Genomic DNA, 20,136 nt, shown 5'->3' on the forward strand with positions numbered 1-20,136 from the left:
CTTAATCTAAGCCATTAATTCATCTTTAACATTATAATTAGCTATATTATTTTTTAATCCTAAATTATCTAAAGACACTTTACCTTTAGAATCTAAAATAGTCTTATCTGTTGCTACAAATACAACACCTTCAAAATTATTTTTAACTAAACGGGTAATATTATCTCCGAGAAAATTAAATCTTTTTTGCTTTCTTTCCCCCATAATAATCATGTCTGGTTGAGACATATTAATGCTATTTTTAATTTCATTTTTAACATTCCCAAACGCAAAAGTTGTCTTAATTTTAATATAGTTTTGTTTTGAAATTGGAGTCACTAAGTCTTTTACTTTTTTGTCTGTTTGATTACAAACTTCGCTCAGAATACGCATCGCAGATAATGGGTTTTCTGTCTGCATAATCTCTGTTGCCTCTTTCACGTAAAATAACTCAACATTCGCGTCAATCTCATTAGATAATTTAGCCGCATAACTCAAAGCCTGAGCTGACTTTTCTTTTAAATCTGAAAGTACTAATATTTTATACTTATCGTTTTTCATAATAGTTTTGTTTTCTAGATTCTAATATTTAGAAAGCAGTCATCTCAAGTGCTTTCAGTTTTTTCTATTCCATTATTTGAAGAATTTGCTTCTTAAAAAGCCCAATTATAATCCTTCTTGTAAGTCATAAATTGGTTAGAATTATTACTATCGATTACCTTTAAATACATCCACTCATTATCTAGTAAAGTTTGAAGATGTTTGTTTTTTCTTAGAATTAATTCTACACAGCCTAAAGGCGCATTAATAATAACCGTTAATCGCAAAGGTTGATGGTACATTTCAGTATCAGAAGCTTTAAGTGATTGTAGTGGTAATCCCGTTTTTAAATCACCTCCGTTGCCTTGTACGACTCCAAATTGACCCGTAATATTATGCGTAATTTTTGTACCTCCTCCAAACTTTTCATTATCAATTGTACTAAAATAATAGTGGTTATTAATCCATTGTGTTACCACCATTGGTCCACCCATAATACCTGCTAATGCATCACCTTCGGGATCCGATTTCCAATTGTAAGAATGTAAAAAGCATCTCCCATCTAAATTCATTGACGCGGTTAAGTCTCTAGACCCAACAATAAAAGCTGCGTTTTTTGCTAAACCCCATTCTGGTCTGGTTTCTCCCCAATTTAGAGATTTCTTATTCGCTAACTCTACACTTCCTAAAGCTACCATTAAACGTTCTGAAGTTGCTGTTTCTTGAGCTTTTTCTAAATCTTTCTTTAAAATAGCTAAACGATCTTGATGTGTTTCTGGCACTAAGGCATCAAAAATTACAATTTCGTCTGTTGTTGTATTATGCTCAGCACCAATAAAAACTGTATCCTCCGGAATATTAATGAGATGTGTTGTTTTTAGAGCCTCTCTTACATTTTTGTCGTTTGCTAATGTTGCTAAAAGTCTGGCATTATGTCTTCCAGGACTTGCAGCACAGGCACCGCAATCTAAACTAGATCCAAATGGATTATTAGCGGTATGACTTCCATGACCTGCAAAAACTACTAAAGGAGCAAAATCGTCCCAACCCATTAAATCGAATCCTGATTTTACAATCGCTACTTTTTCGTCAACTGCAACATCTTGTTTGTTTTTATCTCCTCCATTATAAGAAATAATTGGATCACAAAAAGATTCATAATTACGTTTATTTCTGTTTTTGATTTTAAAATATGAACCTGGTGCAAAAGATTGAGCAATTAATGACAATCCATAAAATGCACCTGCTCCCTCAACAAAACCAAAAGATGATGGTAACATATTCTTAAGACGTTTTAAGATATGCGTTTTTGCCTTAGCTATCTTTTTCTCATCTTTAAAATCTCTATCTTGTTGTATTAATGCTTCATTTGGATTTTCTGTAATCTTATAAGGTGAACCTAAAATTGGAGGACAAGATTTAATGCTAATGTCTTCTTGGTAATGTTGGTAATCTGCTGCAATTCCGAAAAAGCCAGCATAACCATAAGTTTCATAATTTCCTGAAGCTTCAACATTACGACGTATCATTTCGGATCTAGTATCAATACAAAACACCAATTGAGCATCTGGCAACTGCTTTTCTTCGATAGTATCAGTACTACTGATATTATTAAGCTTTAAATCTGAAACCAATCGGTTTTGAAATGTCGCTTCCCAAGCTTTAAGCCAAAGGTGTTTCAACTTCATATTAAGATCATTCCCATTAGTTTTAGTTGCTATTTCTAATGGCATTCCTAACTGATTAGCAATAGTTAATCTTACCGCCAGATAATCTTCAATAGTTATTGGGAATTGTTGTTGCCAAACTGAGTTGGTATCTATTCGGTGTTTTATATAACCTGTCCAACCAGATAAAGCTGCAATATGCGCACTAAATATGTGGTTGTAATTCGCAACATTATTTGTGCTTAAAACGAGCTCTAAAGCTTCAATACTAGTTTTAGGTAATTGCTTCAAACTCAATTTACCCATAGCGTTATCGTAAACTGCCAAAGCTCTCCAAGCAGCATAAAACCCTTTCTCTTTATTAGGCATTTGCCATTCCGCTAAACCTTCATCCATAAATGCGGCTAACCATTTCGCCATAATGACATCTAATTTAGACGTTGTCTTTTCTGAAGTCACAGCTTCATCATTCTCCATCTGTTTTAAATATACTTCTGGCGATTCTGATAATTGCTGTTCTTTAAGCATATCTTGCAAAAGCATTTTATCAATGTCATTTTTTTCGAAAGCTTGTCTATAAATATCAGCACTAGGGTAAACATTAGATTTTAAAAAGCCTGCTGCTTCTTGGACTGCCTCTGCAAAATGTAATTTCTCGTAGCCTGATAATGGGTTAGACGTTACAAAAGAATATAGTGGCCAAGTTGTACCAATACGTTGTGAAGCCGCTTCTATATTTAGTGAAATTTGTTCTTGCTTAGTCATAACTTATTTGGTCTTAAAAGAAATGATAGATTTACTTAATGGTTGTGAAATATTCATAAGCTTTACATAGAGCCATGGTATTTTTCTGTACCTACCAGATAACATAATGTAGAAGCCAATTAAGAAGATGACACCAAATATGATATGTATTGGGGTTAAGGTAATAGGCCTGTTTGTCATTGGCATATCGTGCATTAATATTGTAACGCCATTAAAGACGAGTGCATAAACTGCTATACCTGCAACTATCATTAATGGTGTTACTAACAGTTTTTGCATAACACCTAAACTTGCTTGGTTTAATATGTTATATACGACCTGCCCAACAGTTATGGCTACAATAAACGTGAGGAAGAGTCCACTGTCTAAGCTTAATCCTTTTCCTGTAATATATCCAAAAAGTAAACCTCCTAACACTGCCGAAATCGTAATGATTATAGCTTGCAAAGGTTTAATAACCATGGCTTCTGGCTTTTTTGGCAAAGTGTTTTTAATTTCTTCTCCTGCGGAAAGAAATAAATAGGCCTTATAAAACCCGTGAAGGATAAGGTGTGTAATTGCAGCCGTGAAGAAACCGAGTCCACATTGCATTACCATAAAACTCATTTGTGCAATAGTAGAACATGCTAATTTCTGTTTCACATTAACTTGCATTAGCTTACTAAATTGTGCAATAATGGCTGTTAAACCTCCGATAATAAAAATTAATAAAAGGACATTAGCCGTAAATAATAATGGTGCAAATAAAGTTAACAAAATACCAGATCCGTTTACAAAACCAGCATGCATTAAGGCTGAAGCAGGCGTTGGTGACGTCATTGCAGATAATAACCATCTATGAAAAGGAAAAATAGCAGATTGAATAATCGCTGCAACAATAATACACAACGCAGAAACAGTACTCATCCATTGTGGTACTGTATCTAAATTTGCTAGTATTTCATTTTTAGTATAAGTGCCAGTACTATAAGCTAAGATTCCAATAGCTATCGCTAAAAACAATGAACCCGCTACATAATTAAGTCTCGCAAATTTTGAAGCGTGTTGTGCTTCTTTCCATTCTGAATCTATACCTATTAATTTGGACATGATTAGACCCATCAATAACCAAAAGAGAACTATCAAGATAATGTTATTTGATATCACGAAAAGCATTACAGAAAATGAAAAAGCTAAGCAATACAAAAGAAAACTTTGTTTCTTTTTGAAACCCTTCATATAATTAGTAGCATACATTTGAACAATAGCACTGAAGAAGGTTACAACAGTCCAAATAACAATACTAAAACCGTTAATTTGAAAAAAATCTCCAATGCTCCAGCTTGGAAAAGCTGAGAAATAATAAACCATTAAAGCTGTACTCCCCAAAAACATGAACCAAGTCAATGGAATTAATATTTGAGATAAAAGAGAATTTTTATTTAGGTTCTCTAGATGATTGGTTGTAGACATAAATGAAAACGTTTCACTTCTTTTTATAATGAGTTAAGATATATTCTCAAATCACAAGGCAAATGTTAAAAAACTATTTCATTAATTTTTATTTATATATTAAATAAATACCATAATAATAATTTATGCTTTTAGCACTATACCCAATCATAACAGGGTCTAACAAAAAAAAAGAGCATCTTATAAATGCTCTTTTTTTAAACTATGTTTATACAATTTATAACCATTTAATATCTTTTGAAGGCACCCAGCCTGTAGAATTATCTGAAAGTTGAACTTTACTCCAATCTTCATAAGTCTCTATTACCTGAATTTTAGTGCCTTCGTGCAGCCTAAATACTTCTTCAGAAGTCTTATTCGCTTCTGCTTTTACTTTGCTTTCTTGAACAAAAACTATCGCAGGATTATTGTTATTCTCAAAGTTTTCCTTGTGAAATGCCATAGCAACAGAAAAACAAGCTACAAGCAAACTCAAAACACTTACTATAAACGCAATACGTTTTCTGGATGTAGAAAAGGAAAAATGATACATTAAAAAAAACAATACGAATAAAATAACTCCACCTATAGCTATTTTTGCCCAAGCATCAGTCCCAAAGATGTTTACGGTACGCTTAACAATCTTAGAAAAACCGACGTCTGGTGTTTTTTCAATAGCATCAATGGTCATATTTTGAGCAAATGATAGGTTCTTTTTTATTTCCTTATCATTTGGACTTAATTGTAATGCTTTCTCATAATAATATATAGTTGGTGCTATATTGTTAAGCTTGTAATTAGCATTTCCTAAATTAAAGTATAATTCGGCAGAATGGTCTTTAGACTGTAAAATAAATTCATACTTATCTATCGCTTCAGCATACTTACCATTACTATATAAGGCATTAGCCTCCTCAAAATATTGGTTATTTTGGGAAAACCCTAAAAGACTAAAACAACATACTAAAACAATTATAATCGCTCGCATACTATCTTATTTGTTTATCGATTAATGAAATTGTTTTCGCCGCTTTATCGAAGTCATTCTGCATAGTTACTTTAGTAATCGGTGAATAACGTGCCGACTCACAATTTTCTAAAATTGAAATAAACTCATTGTACACAGTTTGGTCTACACGTTTCTGTTTTAGTAATATCTCTATTTTCTCTTTACTAAAATCACTAGTTTCTATATTTAGTTTTGCCTTTAGATAATTATGCAATGCTTTCTCTAAAGCCATATAAAACGGCTCTTTTTGCCCTAATGCTTTTTTAGCTTTACTCAAATATTTTTTGGCTAAACGATCTGCTTTTCTAATACGATTACCACTAACATCTGCATCTCTCTTATCTTTACTTCTCCTTAGGACTATAGCTGTTGGAATTAATAAAAATGGTAATAATAGCAATAACCAAAATAAAGTAGACTTAAAAAATTGAGTTTCATTAATACTAGTCCAATTTGAAGCTGTTTTAATAAACGCAAATGTATTTGTATTTGGTCTAACGACCTCTTTTTTATTTACAGCACTATTAATATCATTGCTATTAGCTGATGGGCCATTTAAAACATCTATAACTATTTCATCTGAAGTGACGCGCTTATAGCTTTCTGTTTTTAAATCGAAATACGAAAACGACACAGAAGGGATAGGATACTTACCCTTAAACTGAGGCACTATTGTATAAGTATCTGAAATTGCACCTTGCATTCCGCCTAAATTAGTCCTTACGTTTTCCTTATGTTCTGGTTCATAAACCTCTAAAGAACTTGGAGTCGTTAGTTTAGGTAATTCAAATAAATTTAAATTTCCTTTACCAGAAACTTCAATTTTAGCTTGTAATGACTCCGTTGCATCTAAAGCCGTTTTAGTTGTAGTAACCTTAAAATTAAAATTACCTACAGCACCTGTAAAATCTGAAGGCTTACCTTGTTCTGGTAATGGTTTAACATTTATAATTCTATTACCTGCTGTAACGACTTGTGGAATTTTGGTCATTAATTGTGCACCAAAAATATCGACACGATTTGATGGTACCTCTACTGTAATGTCCATTACTAAAGGTTCTAATTTTAGAGCACCCGCTTTTTGAGGATAGAGCACTGTTTTTCTTAGAACTACATAACGATAATCTTCACCTTTATATTTAGCATTTTGAATCTTAAGCCCTTTAATTTCTATATTCTGGCTCCAAAAATCGTTGTATCTAGGAATATCCTTTTCTCTCCAATTATTACTAACACCAATTTCTGGCGACACGTATAACTTGTAAACCACTGTGATAGCCTCATTTAAGTAAGGATTGGCTTTTGAAACCTCAGCAACCAAATGTATTTTATCCGAAGCAACATCTGCAGCGCTAGGTGGTCCATTTGGTCTATCTACTGCTGCGACTACATTAACTGTAACTGGGAATGTTTTAAATGTTTCTCCGTCAATTTCAATTAGTGCTTGTTTTATTTTGAAACGCCCTCGTTTTTTTGGAGACAGAAAATAACTATATGTTTTTTTATAAGATCGCTTTCCATTAAACCACGAATTACTTACTGAAGTAATTGGCCCATTTACCACATCGAAGTCAGTAAAGCTTGGCGGCACAAAATTATCACCATCCTTATCCATTTCAAAATCAATACGAAGGCGCTCATTAACACCTAGCTTCTTCTTACTCACTTTAGCCTCAAATTTCACCTGTGCAGTTATGAGACTTGTAGCAAGTAGAAGTAATAATATTGATATATGTTTTATGAATTTCATTCTATTGGCAATTTGAGACCCTAGATTCGATGGTATTATAAATCAAAATTCGTTTTACCAATCTTTATCAGTTTTCACCTTAGCTCCTTTTTGCTTTTCTGCATTCATTTTTTCTTGAACCTTTTGCTCTTGATTTTGCATGGCCTCTAAAATATTCTTTATCTGCTGAGGAGACATTTGCCCTGGTTTTTGTTTTGGGTTTTTATCTTTTTTATCATTCTCACCTTTACCATCATCTTTTTTATCGTCTTTAGGCTTACCGTTTTCATCTTCTTCTTTATCTCCTTCTTTCTTATCCTTATCTCCTTCGTCTTTATTATCTTTATTTTGGTCTTCCTTCTTCTGTTCGTCTTCTTTATCTTTTTCCTCTTCTTTATCTTTATCTTCTTTATCATCTTCGCCTCCACCATCTTTTTGCTCTTCTGCGCATTTTTTAGCTAAAGCAAAGTTATAACGCGTCTCTTCATCACTTGGGTTATTTCTTAAAGCATCTTTAAATGCCTCAACGGCTTCTTTACACATATCATTTTGCATTAAAATATTACCAATATTATGAAATGCTCTGTGTTTCTCATCTTTAGTCTTTGCAGTTTTCGCCGCTTCTTGTATTCTATAAAGTGCTTCATCAAAACTTCCTTTTTTGTAATAGGAATGCCCTAAATTGTAAGCTCCAACAGCTTTATTTGGAGCTTTAGAAATTGCTTTTCTATATTCCATTTCTGCTTCTACGAAATTTTCACTTTCAACTAATTCATTCGCTTTATAAACAAAATCTGTTGCGTTTTTTTGAGCCTTTAATTGTGCTTTATCTACGTCTTGAGAAAACCCAGAAAAACCAACCATTAAAATAATTATAATTGTGTAAAACTTCATTTTACTAATTTTTAATCTAAAGTTAGCAAACCCAATATAGAGTTGCGTTAAATAAACTTTAAAAGTTATAAATCTTCATTAAATAGATTCAACCTTTTAAGCCAAGCTGTTTTGCGTTCTAAAAAGAAAATATCAATAAAAAGCAATAAAATACCAAACCCAAGAAACCATTGAAACTGATCCTTAAAATCTGCAATTTGTTTAGATTCAAATTCTTTTTTATCCATAGAATTTAAAACATCCTTTATTGATTCTACAACATCTGCTGTATTACTTCCATTAATATACACACCATTAGTTTCTTCTGCAATTTCTTTTAGTATTGCTTCATCTAGACGCGTAATTACAGTTTCCCCGTTTTTATCTTTTTTATAATTGAGAACTATGCCATTGCGCTTTATAGGTATTGGCCCACCTTTAACGTCACCGACTCCAATTGTTAAGATTTTAATCCCTTGGTCGCTTGCCTCTTCTGCTATATCAACAGCTTCGCCACCATGATCTTCACCATCTGATATTATTATTAAAACTCTATTAGTTTGTTCTTCGTCATCATAATAGGTTGTAGCTAATTGTATAGCCTCATGGATTGCAGTTCCTTGTGAGGACATCATATCTGTATTCATGCTTCCTAAAAACATCTTTGCAGCAGCATAATCTGTGGTGATAGGTAGCTGAGGAAAAGCTTTACCTGCATAAGCAATAATACCTATTCTGTCACTGGCTAAACTATTTATAATTTCCCTTACCAACTGCTTAGATTTTTCTAAACGATTAGGTTTAATATCTTCTGCAAGCATACTTTTGGAGACATCTACTGCAAAAACGATATCTACGCCTTGGCTACGTACGGTTTCTAATTTGGTTCCTATTTTTGGATTTACTAATGCTAAAGAAAAACATGCAAAAGCACCACAAAGCACTACTACTTTTAGTACACTTTTAAATACTGATTGGTTTGGACTCAATCTTTTTAATAAGGTGCTATCTGCAAACTTACGTTGTGCAGAACGTTTCCAAACCTGAAGGAATACAAACAATAAAATGATTACTGGAATAACCAATAATGTCCAAAACCATATTTTTTCGTCGAGTCTAAACAAAGCTTTTAAATATTGTATTTCTTAGTATAAGTTCTATTAGTAATAACAAACCTGCTAAAAGTACTAATGATCTGTACTTTTCGTCGTAATTATAATATTTTTTTTCTTCGATTTCTGTCTTTTCTAGCTTATTGATTTCATCATAAATCTCAGCAAGCTTCTTATTATTGGTCGCTCTAAAATATTTACCTCCTGTAACATCCGCGATGTCTTTTAATAATTCTTCATCGATTTCTACTTGCTGACGACCGTACCTAAACGAACCGTTTGGATTCATTGACATCGGTGACAAAGCCATTCCGTTTGTTCCTAATCCGATGGTATAAACTTTAATCCCAGTATCTACAGCCAAAGTACTCGCCGTTTTAGGATCTACAGCGCCAGAATTGTTAACACCATCTGTTAGTAAAATAATAACCTTGCTTTTTGCTTTACTGTCTTTTAAACGATTAACTGCTGTCCCTAAGCCCATGCCAATAGCTGTTCCTCCTGCAATAATAGTGTTATATTTTATATCTCTCAGAGATCTTAATACAATAGATTTATCCGTTGTTATAGGTGTTTTTGTATATGCTTCACCAGCATACTCAACCAAACCAATACGATCATTTGGCCGTCCTTTAATAAAATCTGCTGCTACTGCTTTTAATGCTTCTAAACGATTAGGCCTTAAATCTTTTGCCAACATACTTGCAGACACATCTATAGCCATTACTATATCAATTCCTCTCGTTGTTTTTGTTTTAGTGGATACGTCTACCGTTCTTGGTCTTGCTAATGCTGTAATTAATAATGCTAATGCAATGATACGTAAGACAAACATAGCATGTCTCAACTTAGACCAAATAGAAGGAGCTACTTTGAATCCTTTAGTGCTAGAAATCTTAAGTTCAGCCGTTTGCTTATTATACTTAAGCACATACCAAAGCAACGCTAATGGCAAAAGCAATAGCAGCCAAAAAAATCCTTTATTTAAAAACTCTATATTTTCAAACATTAGTCTTGAGGTTCTTCTTCATCTGGTTTCAATTCTATAGAATCTATAATACGTTGTATCATTTCATCTGCATATACATCGTCTTGTGCCCACGTTAATATAATTTGCTGAAGGATATTTTCATTTGAAAACTGAAAAAAAGCATACTCAGCACTCATAATGGATTCCGTATCTGGAATTTTTATATTTAATGTCCCAAATGTTTTTAGCCCTTCTGCTGCATTTGGTGTAATAAACTGATCTCTTTTTACGGTGATATCTGTAGCTCCTTTAGATTCGAATCCTTGAATACCAGCCTCAGAAAACTTTAATAAATCGAACGTAGGGTTCTCAGTCTCTTTAGTTTGAGCTTCTTGTTTTGGCACCTTGAGTGTTGTTGTATTAACCGTTACACTAAAGACATTAATCAAAGTGCTATAACTAAAACTTGTCATAGTCATTTGCTCTTCATCACCATCTGGTACTTGAGAAACTATACGTTTTAATACGCGTGGAGTCTCAATATAAACTGGCGGAAAACCATATTCACTTTTTACCCATTCGCCTTCTAACAATTCTTTACTCTCGTGTCCAATAATAGTATCTTTAACATAACCAAAGCCATATTTAATACCAAAACCAACAAATGTTGCTATTAATAAGACAACAGAAATAGCTACCGTTAAAATAATTTTTTTACGTTTCTTTTTACTGGCTTGTGCCTCTAGGTATTGCACATCTAGTATTTTTTCTTCCTCTGATGGTTCTGGCAAACTTGCTTTTACAACATCTATTTCCTTAGAAACCGTAGCTTTATCCATTTCGGCAAGCGCTGTATCTGGTGCAGATTTTGCAAATTTCACTAAATCGGCACGCATTAGTATGGATTCAATATTTTTAATAGTGTCTTTTGAAAGCTCTATTTGATTGCCGTCTTTTAAAAGTTGAAGTCTCGATATAAGCTGACTTGTTGTACTTTCTAATGCGCGATCATATACTTTCTCATCTAGGTACTTTCTTATAATAAAGGTTAGTTGTGAATAATACTCTTTAACCTCAGCACGTATTAAATATTGACTCTCATCGAGTTTTTTTAACGCTAACTGCGCACGATCATAAGGTGGTAATAATGCAATTTCTTCTTCCTCTGTTAAAGGCTTCTTTCTCCATATAAACCAATATAATAAGAATGCTACTAAAGCAATAGCTGACAGAATTCCAAGAAGCCATATCCACCAAGTGCTGCTACTTTTATCTACCTCTATAATTGGTTTAATATCAAATAATTTCTGTTTAGTAGTATCAACTTCAATCGTGTTTACATCTAAACGAAGTGAGTCTGTGTAAAACGGCTTTTCGCCAATTATAATTTTTTGTCTTGGAATAGTGTATGAGCCTGAATCGAATTGCGTGAGTTTGTAAATTCTAGATAATAAAAACTTAGCGTCTTTTTTTGTGGTATCTATTTTTAAAGCTTCAACAACTTCTAGTGGCATAAACGTTTGCCCTTCTGGAAAAACAACTAATTCTGAAGAATCTGCTTCAACTTTAATTTTATAATTTATTTGTTCACCAACTCTTATCTTGGTTGTATCTACCTCTATTTTTACTTGAGCGAATGACGTTAAAGCACAAAGAAAAAAGACCACAGAAAAAAATACAGCTAACCTCTTATTTATGGCTGAGTCTTTTTTCAATTCTTTTTTTTTATTTCGCAATTCGTAATTCATCATTCGTTTATCCTCTTCGTTTAAAATAACCTAGTAGTTTTTTTACGTAACTTTCATCTACACGACAATCAATTGTACCAGCACCAGATTTAGTGAATGTCTCTTTAAAATAGTTGACTTTTTCTAGATAAAACGTACTATAATCCTGTCTTACTTTTTTAGAGGCTGTATTTACAAGTAGTAATTCTCCTGTCTCTTCATCTTCCATCTGCACCATTCCTATATTAGGAATCGCCTCTTCATGCTGGTCATAAACTCTAATACCAGTAATATCATGCCTACTTGCTGCTATTTTTAAATTCTGTTTATAATCATCTGCTATAAAATCAGACAAGACAAAAACAATCGCAGTTTTCTTCATTACGTTAGACAAAAACTTAAAAGCTTCTGCAACATTCGTGTTTTTACTTTTTGGCTTAAATTCTATTAATTCTCGTATAATTCTAAGTACATGAGAGCGTCCTTTTTTAGGCGGAATGTATAATTCAATTTGATCTGAAAATAAAATCAATCCAATTTTATCATTATTTTGTGTTGCGGAAAACGCTAAAGTTGCAGCTATTTCTGTAACAATTTCGTCTTTAAATTGGTTCTTAGTTCCGAAAAGTTTACTACCAGAAACATCTGCCATGAGCATCATAGTTAGCTCACGTTCTTCTTCAAATACTTTGATGTGTGGCTGATTGGTTCTTGCAGTAACATTCCAATCTATATTTCTTACATCATCACCAAATTGGTATTGGCGGACTTCAGAAAAAGTCATACCACGACCCTTGAAGGTTGAGTGGTATTCACCTCCAAATATATGATCAGACAAACGACGTGTCTTAATCTCTATTTTTCGTACTTTTTTTAGAAGTTCTTTAGTATCCATTATTTTAGTTTGCAGTGTATAGTTATTAAAATCAGAATTAAATTAAGCAACTGCCAGATGATTACTGATAAACTGATGACTATTTATGGTACTTCGATTTCATTTACAATCTTATTTATAATGTCTTCTGAAGTGACATTCTCAGCTTCAGCTTCATAAGTAATGCCTATTCTGTGACGTAATACATCGTGGACTACCGCACGCACATCTTCTGGAATTACGTAACCTCTTCTTTTTATAAAGGCATAACACTTCGCAGCTGTGGCTAAATTAATACTTCCACGAGGAGATGCCCCAAAAGAAATTAAGGGTTTTAAATCCCCAAGTTTATATTTTTCTGGATAACGTGTGGCGAAAACAATATCGAGAATATACTTCTCAATTTTTTCATCCATATAAACTTCTCTAACGGCTTTTTGTGCACTTAGAATCTGAGCAATAGAAACCACAGGATTTACTTTATCGTAAGTGCCTTTTAAATTTGCTCTTACTATTTGTTGCTCATCAGCAATTGTTGGATAATCAATTACAGTTTTTAGCATAAAACGATCTACTTGCGCTTCAGGTAAAGAATAGGTTCCTTCTTGCTCAACAGGATTCATGGTTGCCATTACTAAAAATGGTTTGTCTAAAATATAAGTTTCGTCTCCAATGGTTACTTGTTTTTCTTGCATGGCTTCAAGAAGTGCAGATTGCACTTTTGCTGGTGCTCTGTTTATCTCATCTGCTAATACAAAATTGGCGAATATTGGTCCTTTTTTAATAGTGAAATCATTTTCTTTCATATTAAAAATCAGTGTACCAACCACATCTGCAGGTAGCAAATCTGGCGTAAACTGTATTCTACTAAAGCTTGCATCGATAGCTTTTGATAGTGTATTAATAGCTAGAGTCTTTGCTAAACCTGGCACACCTTCTAATAAAATGTGACCTTGACCCAATAAGCCAATTAATAAGCGCTCTATCATGTGCTTTTGACCAACAATGACCTTATTCATTTCAAAGGTTAGTAAGTCTACAAATGCACTTTCTTTTTCTATCTTCTCGTTAATTGATTTAATATCAATTGTACTCGATTCTTCCATGACTTTAAAGGTTTATAAGCGAAACTATTATTAATAATTTTTACGAAGATGCAAAATGTTAAAATTATTCGTTAGTTGCTGTTAACAATTGGTTAAAAAAGAAGAGTAACACCTAAGTACTACTCTTTTTTCTATTTATAATTATGGATTAAGATAATTAATATTGAATTTATCTTTTTTTCATAAAAAATTTATGAAAGTTTGCGATTCTAAATTTATAGAAGCCAATGATACTTCTTTCTTTGAGTTTTGAGTATTTTTATACACCAATTACATAAAAATCTATATAAACTGTAAATCTATTGAGCTACTCTAAAATAATTGCAGGCACCATGACTTGGGGAGCTTGGGGAAAACAACTTTCAACAAAAGAAATGGATGCTTTAATGCATCATTGCATCTCAAATGGTATTACCACTTTTGACCATGCAGATATCTATGGAGCATACTCCACAGAAGCAGATTTTGGTAAAGCCTTTAAAGATTCTGGTATAAAACGGAATAATATTGAGCTAATTTCTAAATGCGGAATTCAATACGTTTGCGAAAAAAGAAATAATACCGTTAAGCACTACAACTACAGTAAAGATTATATTATATGGTCTGTAGAAGAATCATTGAATAATCTAAACACAGATTATTTAGATGTATTGTTACTCCATAGACCAAGCCCATTAATGAATGCTGAAGATATTGCAGAGGCCATTACAATTTTAAAAAAAGAGGGTAAGATTAGAGATTTTGGTGTATCTAATTTTACGTCGTCACAAATGGAAATGATTGGATTGCGAATAGATATTGATGTAAATCAGATAGCGTTTTCGTTAACGCAACATTCCGCGATGCTTGATGGTACGCTCGATTATTTAAAAACAAATGGTATTAAACCGATGGCTTGGTCTCCATTAGGTAGTGTTTTTAAAGAAGATAACGAGCAAACCAGACGTATTCACAAACAGCTCGGTGAGTTAAAGGATAAATATAATGCTACTGAAGATCAGTTATTACTAGCTTGGATTTTAAAACATCCTTCTGGCATTACTCCTGTAGTTGGTACAACAAATAAAGAACGATTAACGCAATCTATGCTTGCCACAAAAATTGAATTAGAATTAGAAGATTGGTTCTCTATTTTGGTCGCTAGCCAAGGTCATAAAGTGCCTTAATTTGGTTTTTAGTAACAGTAAACAGTTGATCACTCAGATGCTTAAGTCTAAAAAAAAATGAATTTCAAATAAAAAGATTCCTGCATTCACAGGAATGACAGAATTATGAAAAAAACAGCATTAATTACAGGAGCAACAAGTGGCATAGGACGTGCAACTGCAAACCAATTCGCCAAACACGGTATCAATTTAATATTGTGTGGTAGACGACAAGAACGCTTAGATAGTATTCAAAAAGCATTATCAAAAGAAACTGATGTCCATACTCTAAATTTTGATGTACGCGACAGAGAAAAAACCTTAGAAGCTATTGCCTCACTTCCTAAAGAGTTTCAAAACATAGATATTCTTATAAATAATGCAGGTAATGCACATGGCTTAGACCCGATACAAACTGGCGATCTAGATGATTGGGATGCTATGATGGATATTAATGTAAAAGGCTTACTCTATGTAAGTAAGGCAGTAATGCCTGGCATGACAGAACGAAAATCTGGACATATTATTAATATTGGATCTTCTGCAGGTAAAGAAGTCTATCCAAAAGGGAGTGTTTATTGTGGCAGTAAACATGCCGTTTTAGCAATTACTGAAGGTATGCGAATAGATTTGAATCCATTTGGAATTAAGGTTGGTGCAATAAATCCTGGTTTAGTAGAAACGGAATTCTCTGAAGTTAGATTTAAAGGCGATGCTGCTGCTAAAAATGTTTACAAAGGTTTCAAAGCATTACAGGCAGAAGATGTTGCTGATGTTATTTACTTTGCAATATCGCGACCAGCTCATGTAAATATTGCTGATGTATTAATGTTTTGTACTGCTCAGGCTAGTTCTACTATTGTGAAGAAAACTTAAATAAATAAGATTCCTGCTTTCTCCGGAAGTTGTATGATAAACAAGAGACTACTTATTAAAAATCTTTTAGCTCACAATGATGAGAACAGTTTCTATGACAAAAAACGAAAGATTGACATTAGCTTTAAAGAAGGCAAAGCTAAATTTTTAAAACACGTATGTGCGCTATCTAATAGTAACCCAAAAAACAATTCTTTTATTGTCATTGGTGTTGAAGATGAGGATAATACTATTACAGGTGTCGATTTTTTTGATGATAGTAAAATTCAAAATCTTATAAATGCTTATCTCACAAATCCACCAATAGTACAATACGAAAATATTCCGTTTCCGCATTTACCAGATGATAAAGTTGTGGGTTTAGTTACCATAAGAGCCATTGATGAAATTACCTCACTAAGAAAAAACATTTGGAAATATTTTGGTGGCTCTGTATTCTTTAGAGATGGTAGCATTAGTATGCCTAAGGTTTTTGATATTGAAATTAAAGACGTTAACTCTAAAATTGTTTCGGCAATTGAAAATCATGCACAAAATAATATTCAATTAACACTCGATGGTGTGTTTGATTTTATGAACAAACGCAACGATTTTAATCCGCAGTATAAAGTCTTTAAAGAGTATTTTGTGTTGTGTTGGTCTGGAGATAGAAAGCCGCTAGAGGATGAAGTCTTTTTCTCTAGAGTTGATATAGAACTTATTAATGAGCAAGTGCGTTTATTTTATTCAACTTTAGATGAAGTTTCGATTTCTTATACTGAAGATTCATTTACGATTATAGAATATGTACGTTTAGGTCTTCAGGATGCATTCAAATATTACAAACTTGAAGAAACTATAATTCACTTTGAAAATAATGCTCATTATTCTATCGAAGCTAACCTTGTGTTTCAACCACCAGAATTTGATAAGAAAGTATTACATCATATTTACAATACCAATAATGCAATTTTAGAAAAATTAGAAAAAGGTATTTCATTAACAAAAAATGATGAACTCGATTTACAGAATCTGTCTGCTAGTTATCTCATCTGTTACCTCAACGGTTTTGAAGATGCTTTACTAAAATTAGAATATGCAAAACCTTACATGAAAAAACATAACAATCAACTCTATCATTCTTACAAAGAAACGATTAGAATTTTAAGAAAAGTACGCTATAGCTAGTTGGTCGGGTTTACGTTGATTTTCATCCTTATTTTTTGCATCTAAACGAGAGAAATATAAATCTGCTACAGATTATACATTTTTTTTTACCATTCATCAAAAAAATATATGACAAACTAATATAATACGCATCTTTGAAGTGCTATTAATCAATTATATACCTTGTTTCTCTCGGCCGAAAGCCGAATTTGAGACAAGGTTTTTTGCTTTAAATAAAATAGAGTGAATCGTGTTTAGAATTAATAATGCCTTCTGTAGAGACATTCATCCATTGACTTAAAATTGTTGAATAAATAGACCTAAAATCTACTTCGAACTTTAAATCGCCATTAGTATCTAAATCATTTAAGCTCGCTAAATTATTATAGAAGCCTGCTTTTTTAAGATTTTTACCGATGATGAAGACATTATTTGCAGAACCATGGTCAGTACCATTAGCTGCGTTTTGTTTTACACGTCTTCCAAACTCAGAAAAAGTTAAGATTAAAGTATCTTCAAAAGCCTCGTTGTTTTTTAAATCGTTAACAAATGCTGAAACACCTTCAGCATATTGTGACAATAATCGTTTCTGTCTGTTAGCTTGGTAAGCATGCGTATCAAACCCATTTAAAGAGGTGTAAAACACCTTTGTATCTAAACCAGAGGTTATAAATTGTGCTACATTTTTTAACTGCTTTCCAAAATTATTTTGTGGATATGTTTGCTGTGTTAGTTTTACTTTAGTGGTCTCGTAAATGTAATTGGCAGAAGACTTTGCCTCTATCATCGTTTGGTACAAATAGCCTAAATTATGTTCGCTTAAATGGGCATCGTTATAGTGGTTAAGGACTTTCTTAAAGTAAGGGTCTTTAGATGTATTGTATAACATTTTGTAATCGCTTGTTGCAATACCATTAAAATGATCTCCTTTCATTGCTAGACTTAATTGCTCATCTATCTCTATGGCATTGTATGGTTTTTTACCGTGGGTATCTAAGTAACGTCCTAACCAACCACTTTGTAAATACTCAGCTGATCCACTTGCGGTTTGCCAAATATCCATAGACCTAAAATGGGATCTTACTGGGTTTGGATAGCCAACATTATTTATAATTGAAAGTTCCCCGTTATCAAACAAGTTTCGTAATGGAGCTAAACTTGGATGAAACCCTAAATCGTCGTTAAGCTTTATAACACCTTTCGTAATTGCCAATTTTGGTCTGGCTTTGTAATACAAATCATTGTTATGCGGTATTATAGTGTTAAGCCCATCGTTTCCTCCGGCAAGTTGAATAATAACTAAACGTTTATATCCTAAACGCTCAGTTGCCACAGACTCTAATGCTTTTACAAAACTAGGTACAAAGAATAAGCTACTTGCTAATGCAGAATTTTTAATGAATTTTCGTCTGTCCATAATTAACACATTTGATATTCTGGTAACGACATTAACTGAATACAATAATCGCGTTTAGAAGCTTTATTCAGTGTTTTTAAATAGTCTGATGTTCCCTTATTTATGCCACCTTGAATTATATACGTTTCGAGATTTTCTGTCTTAATAGATTCAAATTTTTCAGAAAACACATCCCAATTCGGTAATGTTTTAAATGGTAATTTTCCTTTGTTACGCTTAAATAATTCTGATCTAAAATTATCATTAAAATCACCTTGTTCTTTTAAAGAAATCATAGCATTATTAAGCAATATTGATGGCAATTTTAAACGCACCATAATTGTATTTGCATCAATCCATGCTTTATCTCCTTTCCATCCGGCAACATTTGGTGGGTCTAATAACGTTTGTCCTAATAATTTCTGGATTTTTAAAAGGTCGCGCTCTCTTTCAAATGTAATAGGTACTGTATTTGCCATTCCTACCAAATATTCGATAGGTGATTTTATTTTAACACCTATGTGTTCTTCATCATAAAACCAATCTGCCATAAATACAAAGCGCATTAGATTTTCGATATTATAATCTTTATAAAACACATCAGACATAGCATTGATATGTTCTTTATTCGGTTTTGGGTTTACAAAATAACGATAGATTTTATCTGAAATAAAACGCGCACATTGTCTGTCTTCTAATATAATATCGATAATGTCGTCACCATCATGTTTCCCAATGCTGTTAAGGAATATTTTATTTTCAGTATCGTGTTGAAACTGCTTAAAAATAAAATCTCCTTCAAAATTATGGTTGTAACCTGTAAAAGCTCTTGCACTTTCTTTAATGTCTTTTTCAGAATACTGGCCTTCACCTAAAGTGAATAACTCCATTAATTCGCGTGCAAAATTCTCATTAGGTCTATTTTTTCTATTTTGTTTTCCGTTTAAGTATCTAAGCATTGCTACTTCTTTAGAAATAGCTTTAACAAAGTCTCTAAAATCACCTAACGCAAAATACCTAAGTATATTATTGTATTGCTGAGCATATAAGGGGTTTCTGTCTCTGCACACAAAATGATTGGCCCAAAAGAGCGTCATACGTTCTCTTAGTAATTCCTGTGGGTTTATTAATTGTTTAATCCAAGTATAATTAAGGTCTAAAATTTTCTTTTTCCCTTTATCTTTTATCTCTTTTGCTAATTTTGGATAGTTTTTAAGGTCTATTGGTCTTACTCCGTCTAAATAGGATAAATCAATACGAAGTTGAGAAGTCGTCTTAGAATTTTCAAAAAGTTGATTAACAACAGTTGCTCTGTCTTTATTATTAGACGCTAGTGTATTAGGATTAGTTCCGAATCCTGCACGCCAATATAAATGTTGAAGTTCTTTTTGTTTCATAACCTTTAGACTAAAATAATCAATATTGGTTTAATAAAAAAGAAACCATATTTTTAAAAATATAAATGGAAAACAACATAATAGAAGTTTTGGAGTAAGTTTACTTTTAAGTTTATAATTTATATTTAAGAGTCTAAGATACAATTTCCAAGAAACGATTACGACACAAAATGTTAAAAAAAAAAGCCGTTTCTCTCGAAACGGCTTTGATAATATGTAAACTTAATTCTACTTACAAATCAAACTTAATTCCTTGTGCTAAAGGCAATTCATCAGAATAATTAACGGTATTTGTTTGTCTTCTCATATACACTTTCCATGCATCAGATCCAGACTCACGTCCACCACCAGTCTCTTTTTCACCTCCAAAAGCACCACCAATCTCAGCACCAGA

The 20,136-nt window shown here is 32.7% G+C and carries 16 protein-coding genes and 1 pseudogene; 3 read left to right on the forward strand and 14 right to left on the reverse strand.

From position 1 onward, the window contains the following. Positions 1-6: 6 nt before the first annotated feature. The 11 genes from B2U95_RS13450 to B2U95_RS13500 form a co-directional block, all read right to left on the reverse strand. Positions 7-540, reverse strand: coding sequence for a universal stress protein (locus tag B2U95_RS13450; protein ID WP_296317060.1), 534 nt, complete (start codon positions 538-540; stop codon positions 7-9). Between the two features lie 92 nt (positions 541-632). Then, entirely contained in the window at positions 633-2,951 is a 2,319-nt protein-coding gene (locus B2U95_RS13455; protein WP_296317062.1) for a DUF2309 domain-containing protein, read from the reverse strand. A 3-nt stretch (positions 2,952-2,954) separates the two neighbouring features. Beyond that, entirely contained in the window at positions 2,955-4,403 is a 1,449-nt protein-coding gene (locus B2U95_RS13460) for a proton-conducting transporter membrane subunit (protein WP_414727680.1), read from the reverse strand. A 217-nt stretch (positions 4,404-4,620) separates the two neighbouring features. Then, positions 4,621-5,370: a tetratricopeptide repeat protein gene (locus B2U95_RS13465; protein WP_296317065.1), complete on the reverse strand. Its 750-nt coding sequence runs from the start codon at positions 5,368-5,370 to the stop codon at positions 4,621-4,623. A 1-nt stretch (position 5,371) separates the two neighbouring features. Then, positions 5,372-7,141 (reverse strand): BatD family protein, encoded by a 1,770-nt coding sequence (locus tag B2U95_RS13470; protein WP_296317067.1) that lies wholly within the window; start codon positions 7,139-7,141, stop codon positions 5,372-5,374. A 54-nt stretch (positions 7,142-7,195) separates the two neighbouring features. Further along, positions 7,196-8,014 carry a tetratricopeptide repeat protein gene (locus B2U95_RS13475; protein ID WP_296317069.1) on the reverse strand — a complete coding sequence of 273 codons (819 nt, stop codon included), beginning with the start codon at positions 8,012-8,014 and terminating at the stop codon, positions 7,196-7,198. A gap of 65 nt (positions 8,015-8,079) precedes the next feature. Then, a complete protein-coding gene (locus B2U95_RS13480) occupies positions 8,080-9,117 on the reverse strand; it encodes a vWA domain-containing protein (RefSeq protein WP_296317071.1) in 1,038 nt (345 codons plus the stop codon). Next, positions 9,110-10,114 (reverse strand): vWA domain-containing protein, encoded by a 1,005-nt coding sequence (locus B2U95_RS13485; protein ID WP_296317072.1) that lies wholly within the window; start codon positions 10,112-10,114, stop codon positions 9,110-9,112. The genes B2U95_RS13480 and B2U95_RS13485 overlap by 8 nt, the downstream gene beginning before the upstream one ends. Further along, positions 10,114-11,823, reverse strand: coding sequence for a hypothetical protein (locus B2U95_RS13490; RefSeq protein WP_414727681.1), 1,710 nt, complete (start codon positions 11,821-11,823; stop codon positions 10,114-10,116). The genes B2U95_RS13485 and B2U95_RS13490 overlap by 1 nt, the downstream gene beginning before the upstream one ends. 7 nt (positions 11,824-11,830) lie before the next feature. After that, positions 11,831-12,697, reverse strand: coding sequence for a DUF58 domain-containing protein (locus tag B2U95_RS13495; protein WP_296317075.1), 867 nt, complete (start codon positions 12,695-12,697; stop codon positions 11,831-11,833). 83 nt (positions 12,698-12,780) lie between these two features. Then, positions 12,781-13,782: an AAA family ATPase gene (locus tag B2U95_RS13500; protein ID WP_296317077.1), complete on the reverse strand. Its 1,002-nt coding sequence runs from the start codon at positions 13,780-13,782 to the stop codon at positions 12,781-12,783. A gap of 302 nt (positions 13,783-14,084) precedes the next feature. Here B2U95_RS13500 and B2U95_RS13505 point away from each other — a divergent pair, with 302 nt between their 5' ends. From B2U95_RS13505 to B2U95_RS13515, 3 genes are all read left to right on the forward strand, one after another. Beyond that, positions 14,085-14,948 carry an aldo/keto reductase gene (locus tag B2U95_RS13505; RefSeq protein WP_296317079.1) on the forward strand — a complete coding sequence of 288 codons (864 nt, stop codon included), beginning with the start codon at positions 14,085-14,087 and terminating at the stop codon, positions 14,946-14,948. A gap of 105 nt (positions 14,949-15,053) precedes the next feature. Then, the gene (locus tag B2U95_RS13510; RefSeq protein WP_296317080.1) at positions 15,054-15,803 is read left to right on the forward strand and encodes an SDR family NAD(P)-dependent oxidoreductase; all 750 of its coding nucleotides are present in this window, start codon (positions 15,054-15,056) and stop codon (positions 15,801-15,803) included. Between the two features lie 33 nt (positions 15,804-15,836). Next, positions 15,837-16,970, forward strand: a complete 1,134-nt coding sequence (locus B2U95_RS13515) for an ATP-binding protein (RefSeq protein WP_296317081.1) — start codon at positions 15,837-15,839, stop codon at positions 16,968-16,970. A gap of 208 nt (positions 16,971-17,178) precedes the next feature. Here the strand turns inward: B2U95_RS13515 and B2U95_RS13520 are convergent, their stop codons facing one another. The 3 genes and pseudogenes from B2U95_RS13520 to B2U95_RS13530 form a co-directional block, all read right to left on the reverse strand. Next, on the reverse strand, positions 17,179-18,366 hold the full coding sequence (locus B2U95_RS13520; RefSeq protein ID WP_296317082.1) for a DUF1501 domain-containing protein: 1,188 nt from the start codon (positions 18,364-18,366) through the stop codon (positions 17,179-17,181). A 2-nt stretch (positions 18,367-18,368) separates the two neighbouring features. Beyond that, a complete protein-coding gene (locus tag B2U95_RS13525) occupies positions 18,369-19,742 on the reverse strand; it encodes a DUF1800 domain-containing protein (protein WP_296317084.1) in 1,374 nt (457 codons plus the stop codon). Positions 19,743-19,974: 232 nt separating this feature from the next. Further along, positions 19,975-20,136 (reverse strand): annotated as a pseudogene (locus B2U95_RS13530) (aldehyde dehydrogenase family protein); the annotation flags it as partial.

This window comes from Winogradskyella sp. UBA3174, assembly GCF_002364335.1.
GTDB lineage: Bacteria > Bacteroidota > Bacteroidia > Flavobacteriales > Flavobacteriaceae > Winogradskyella.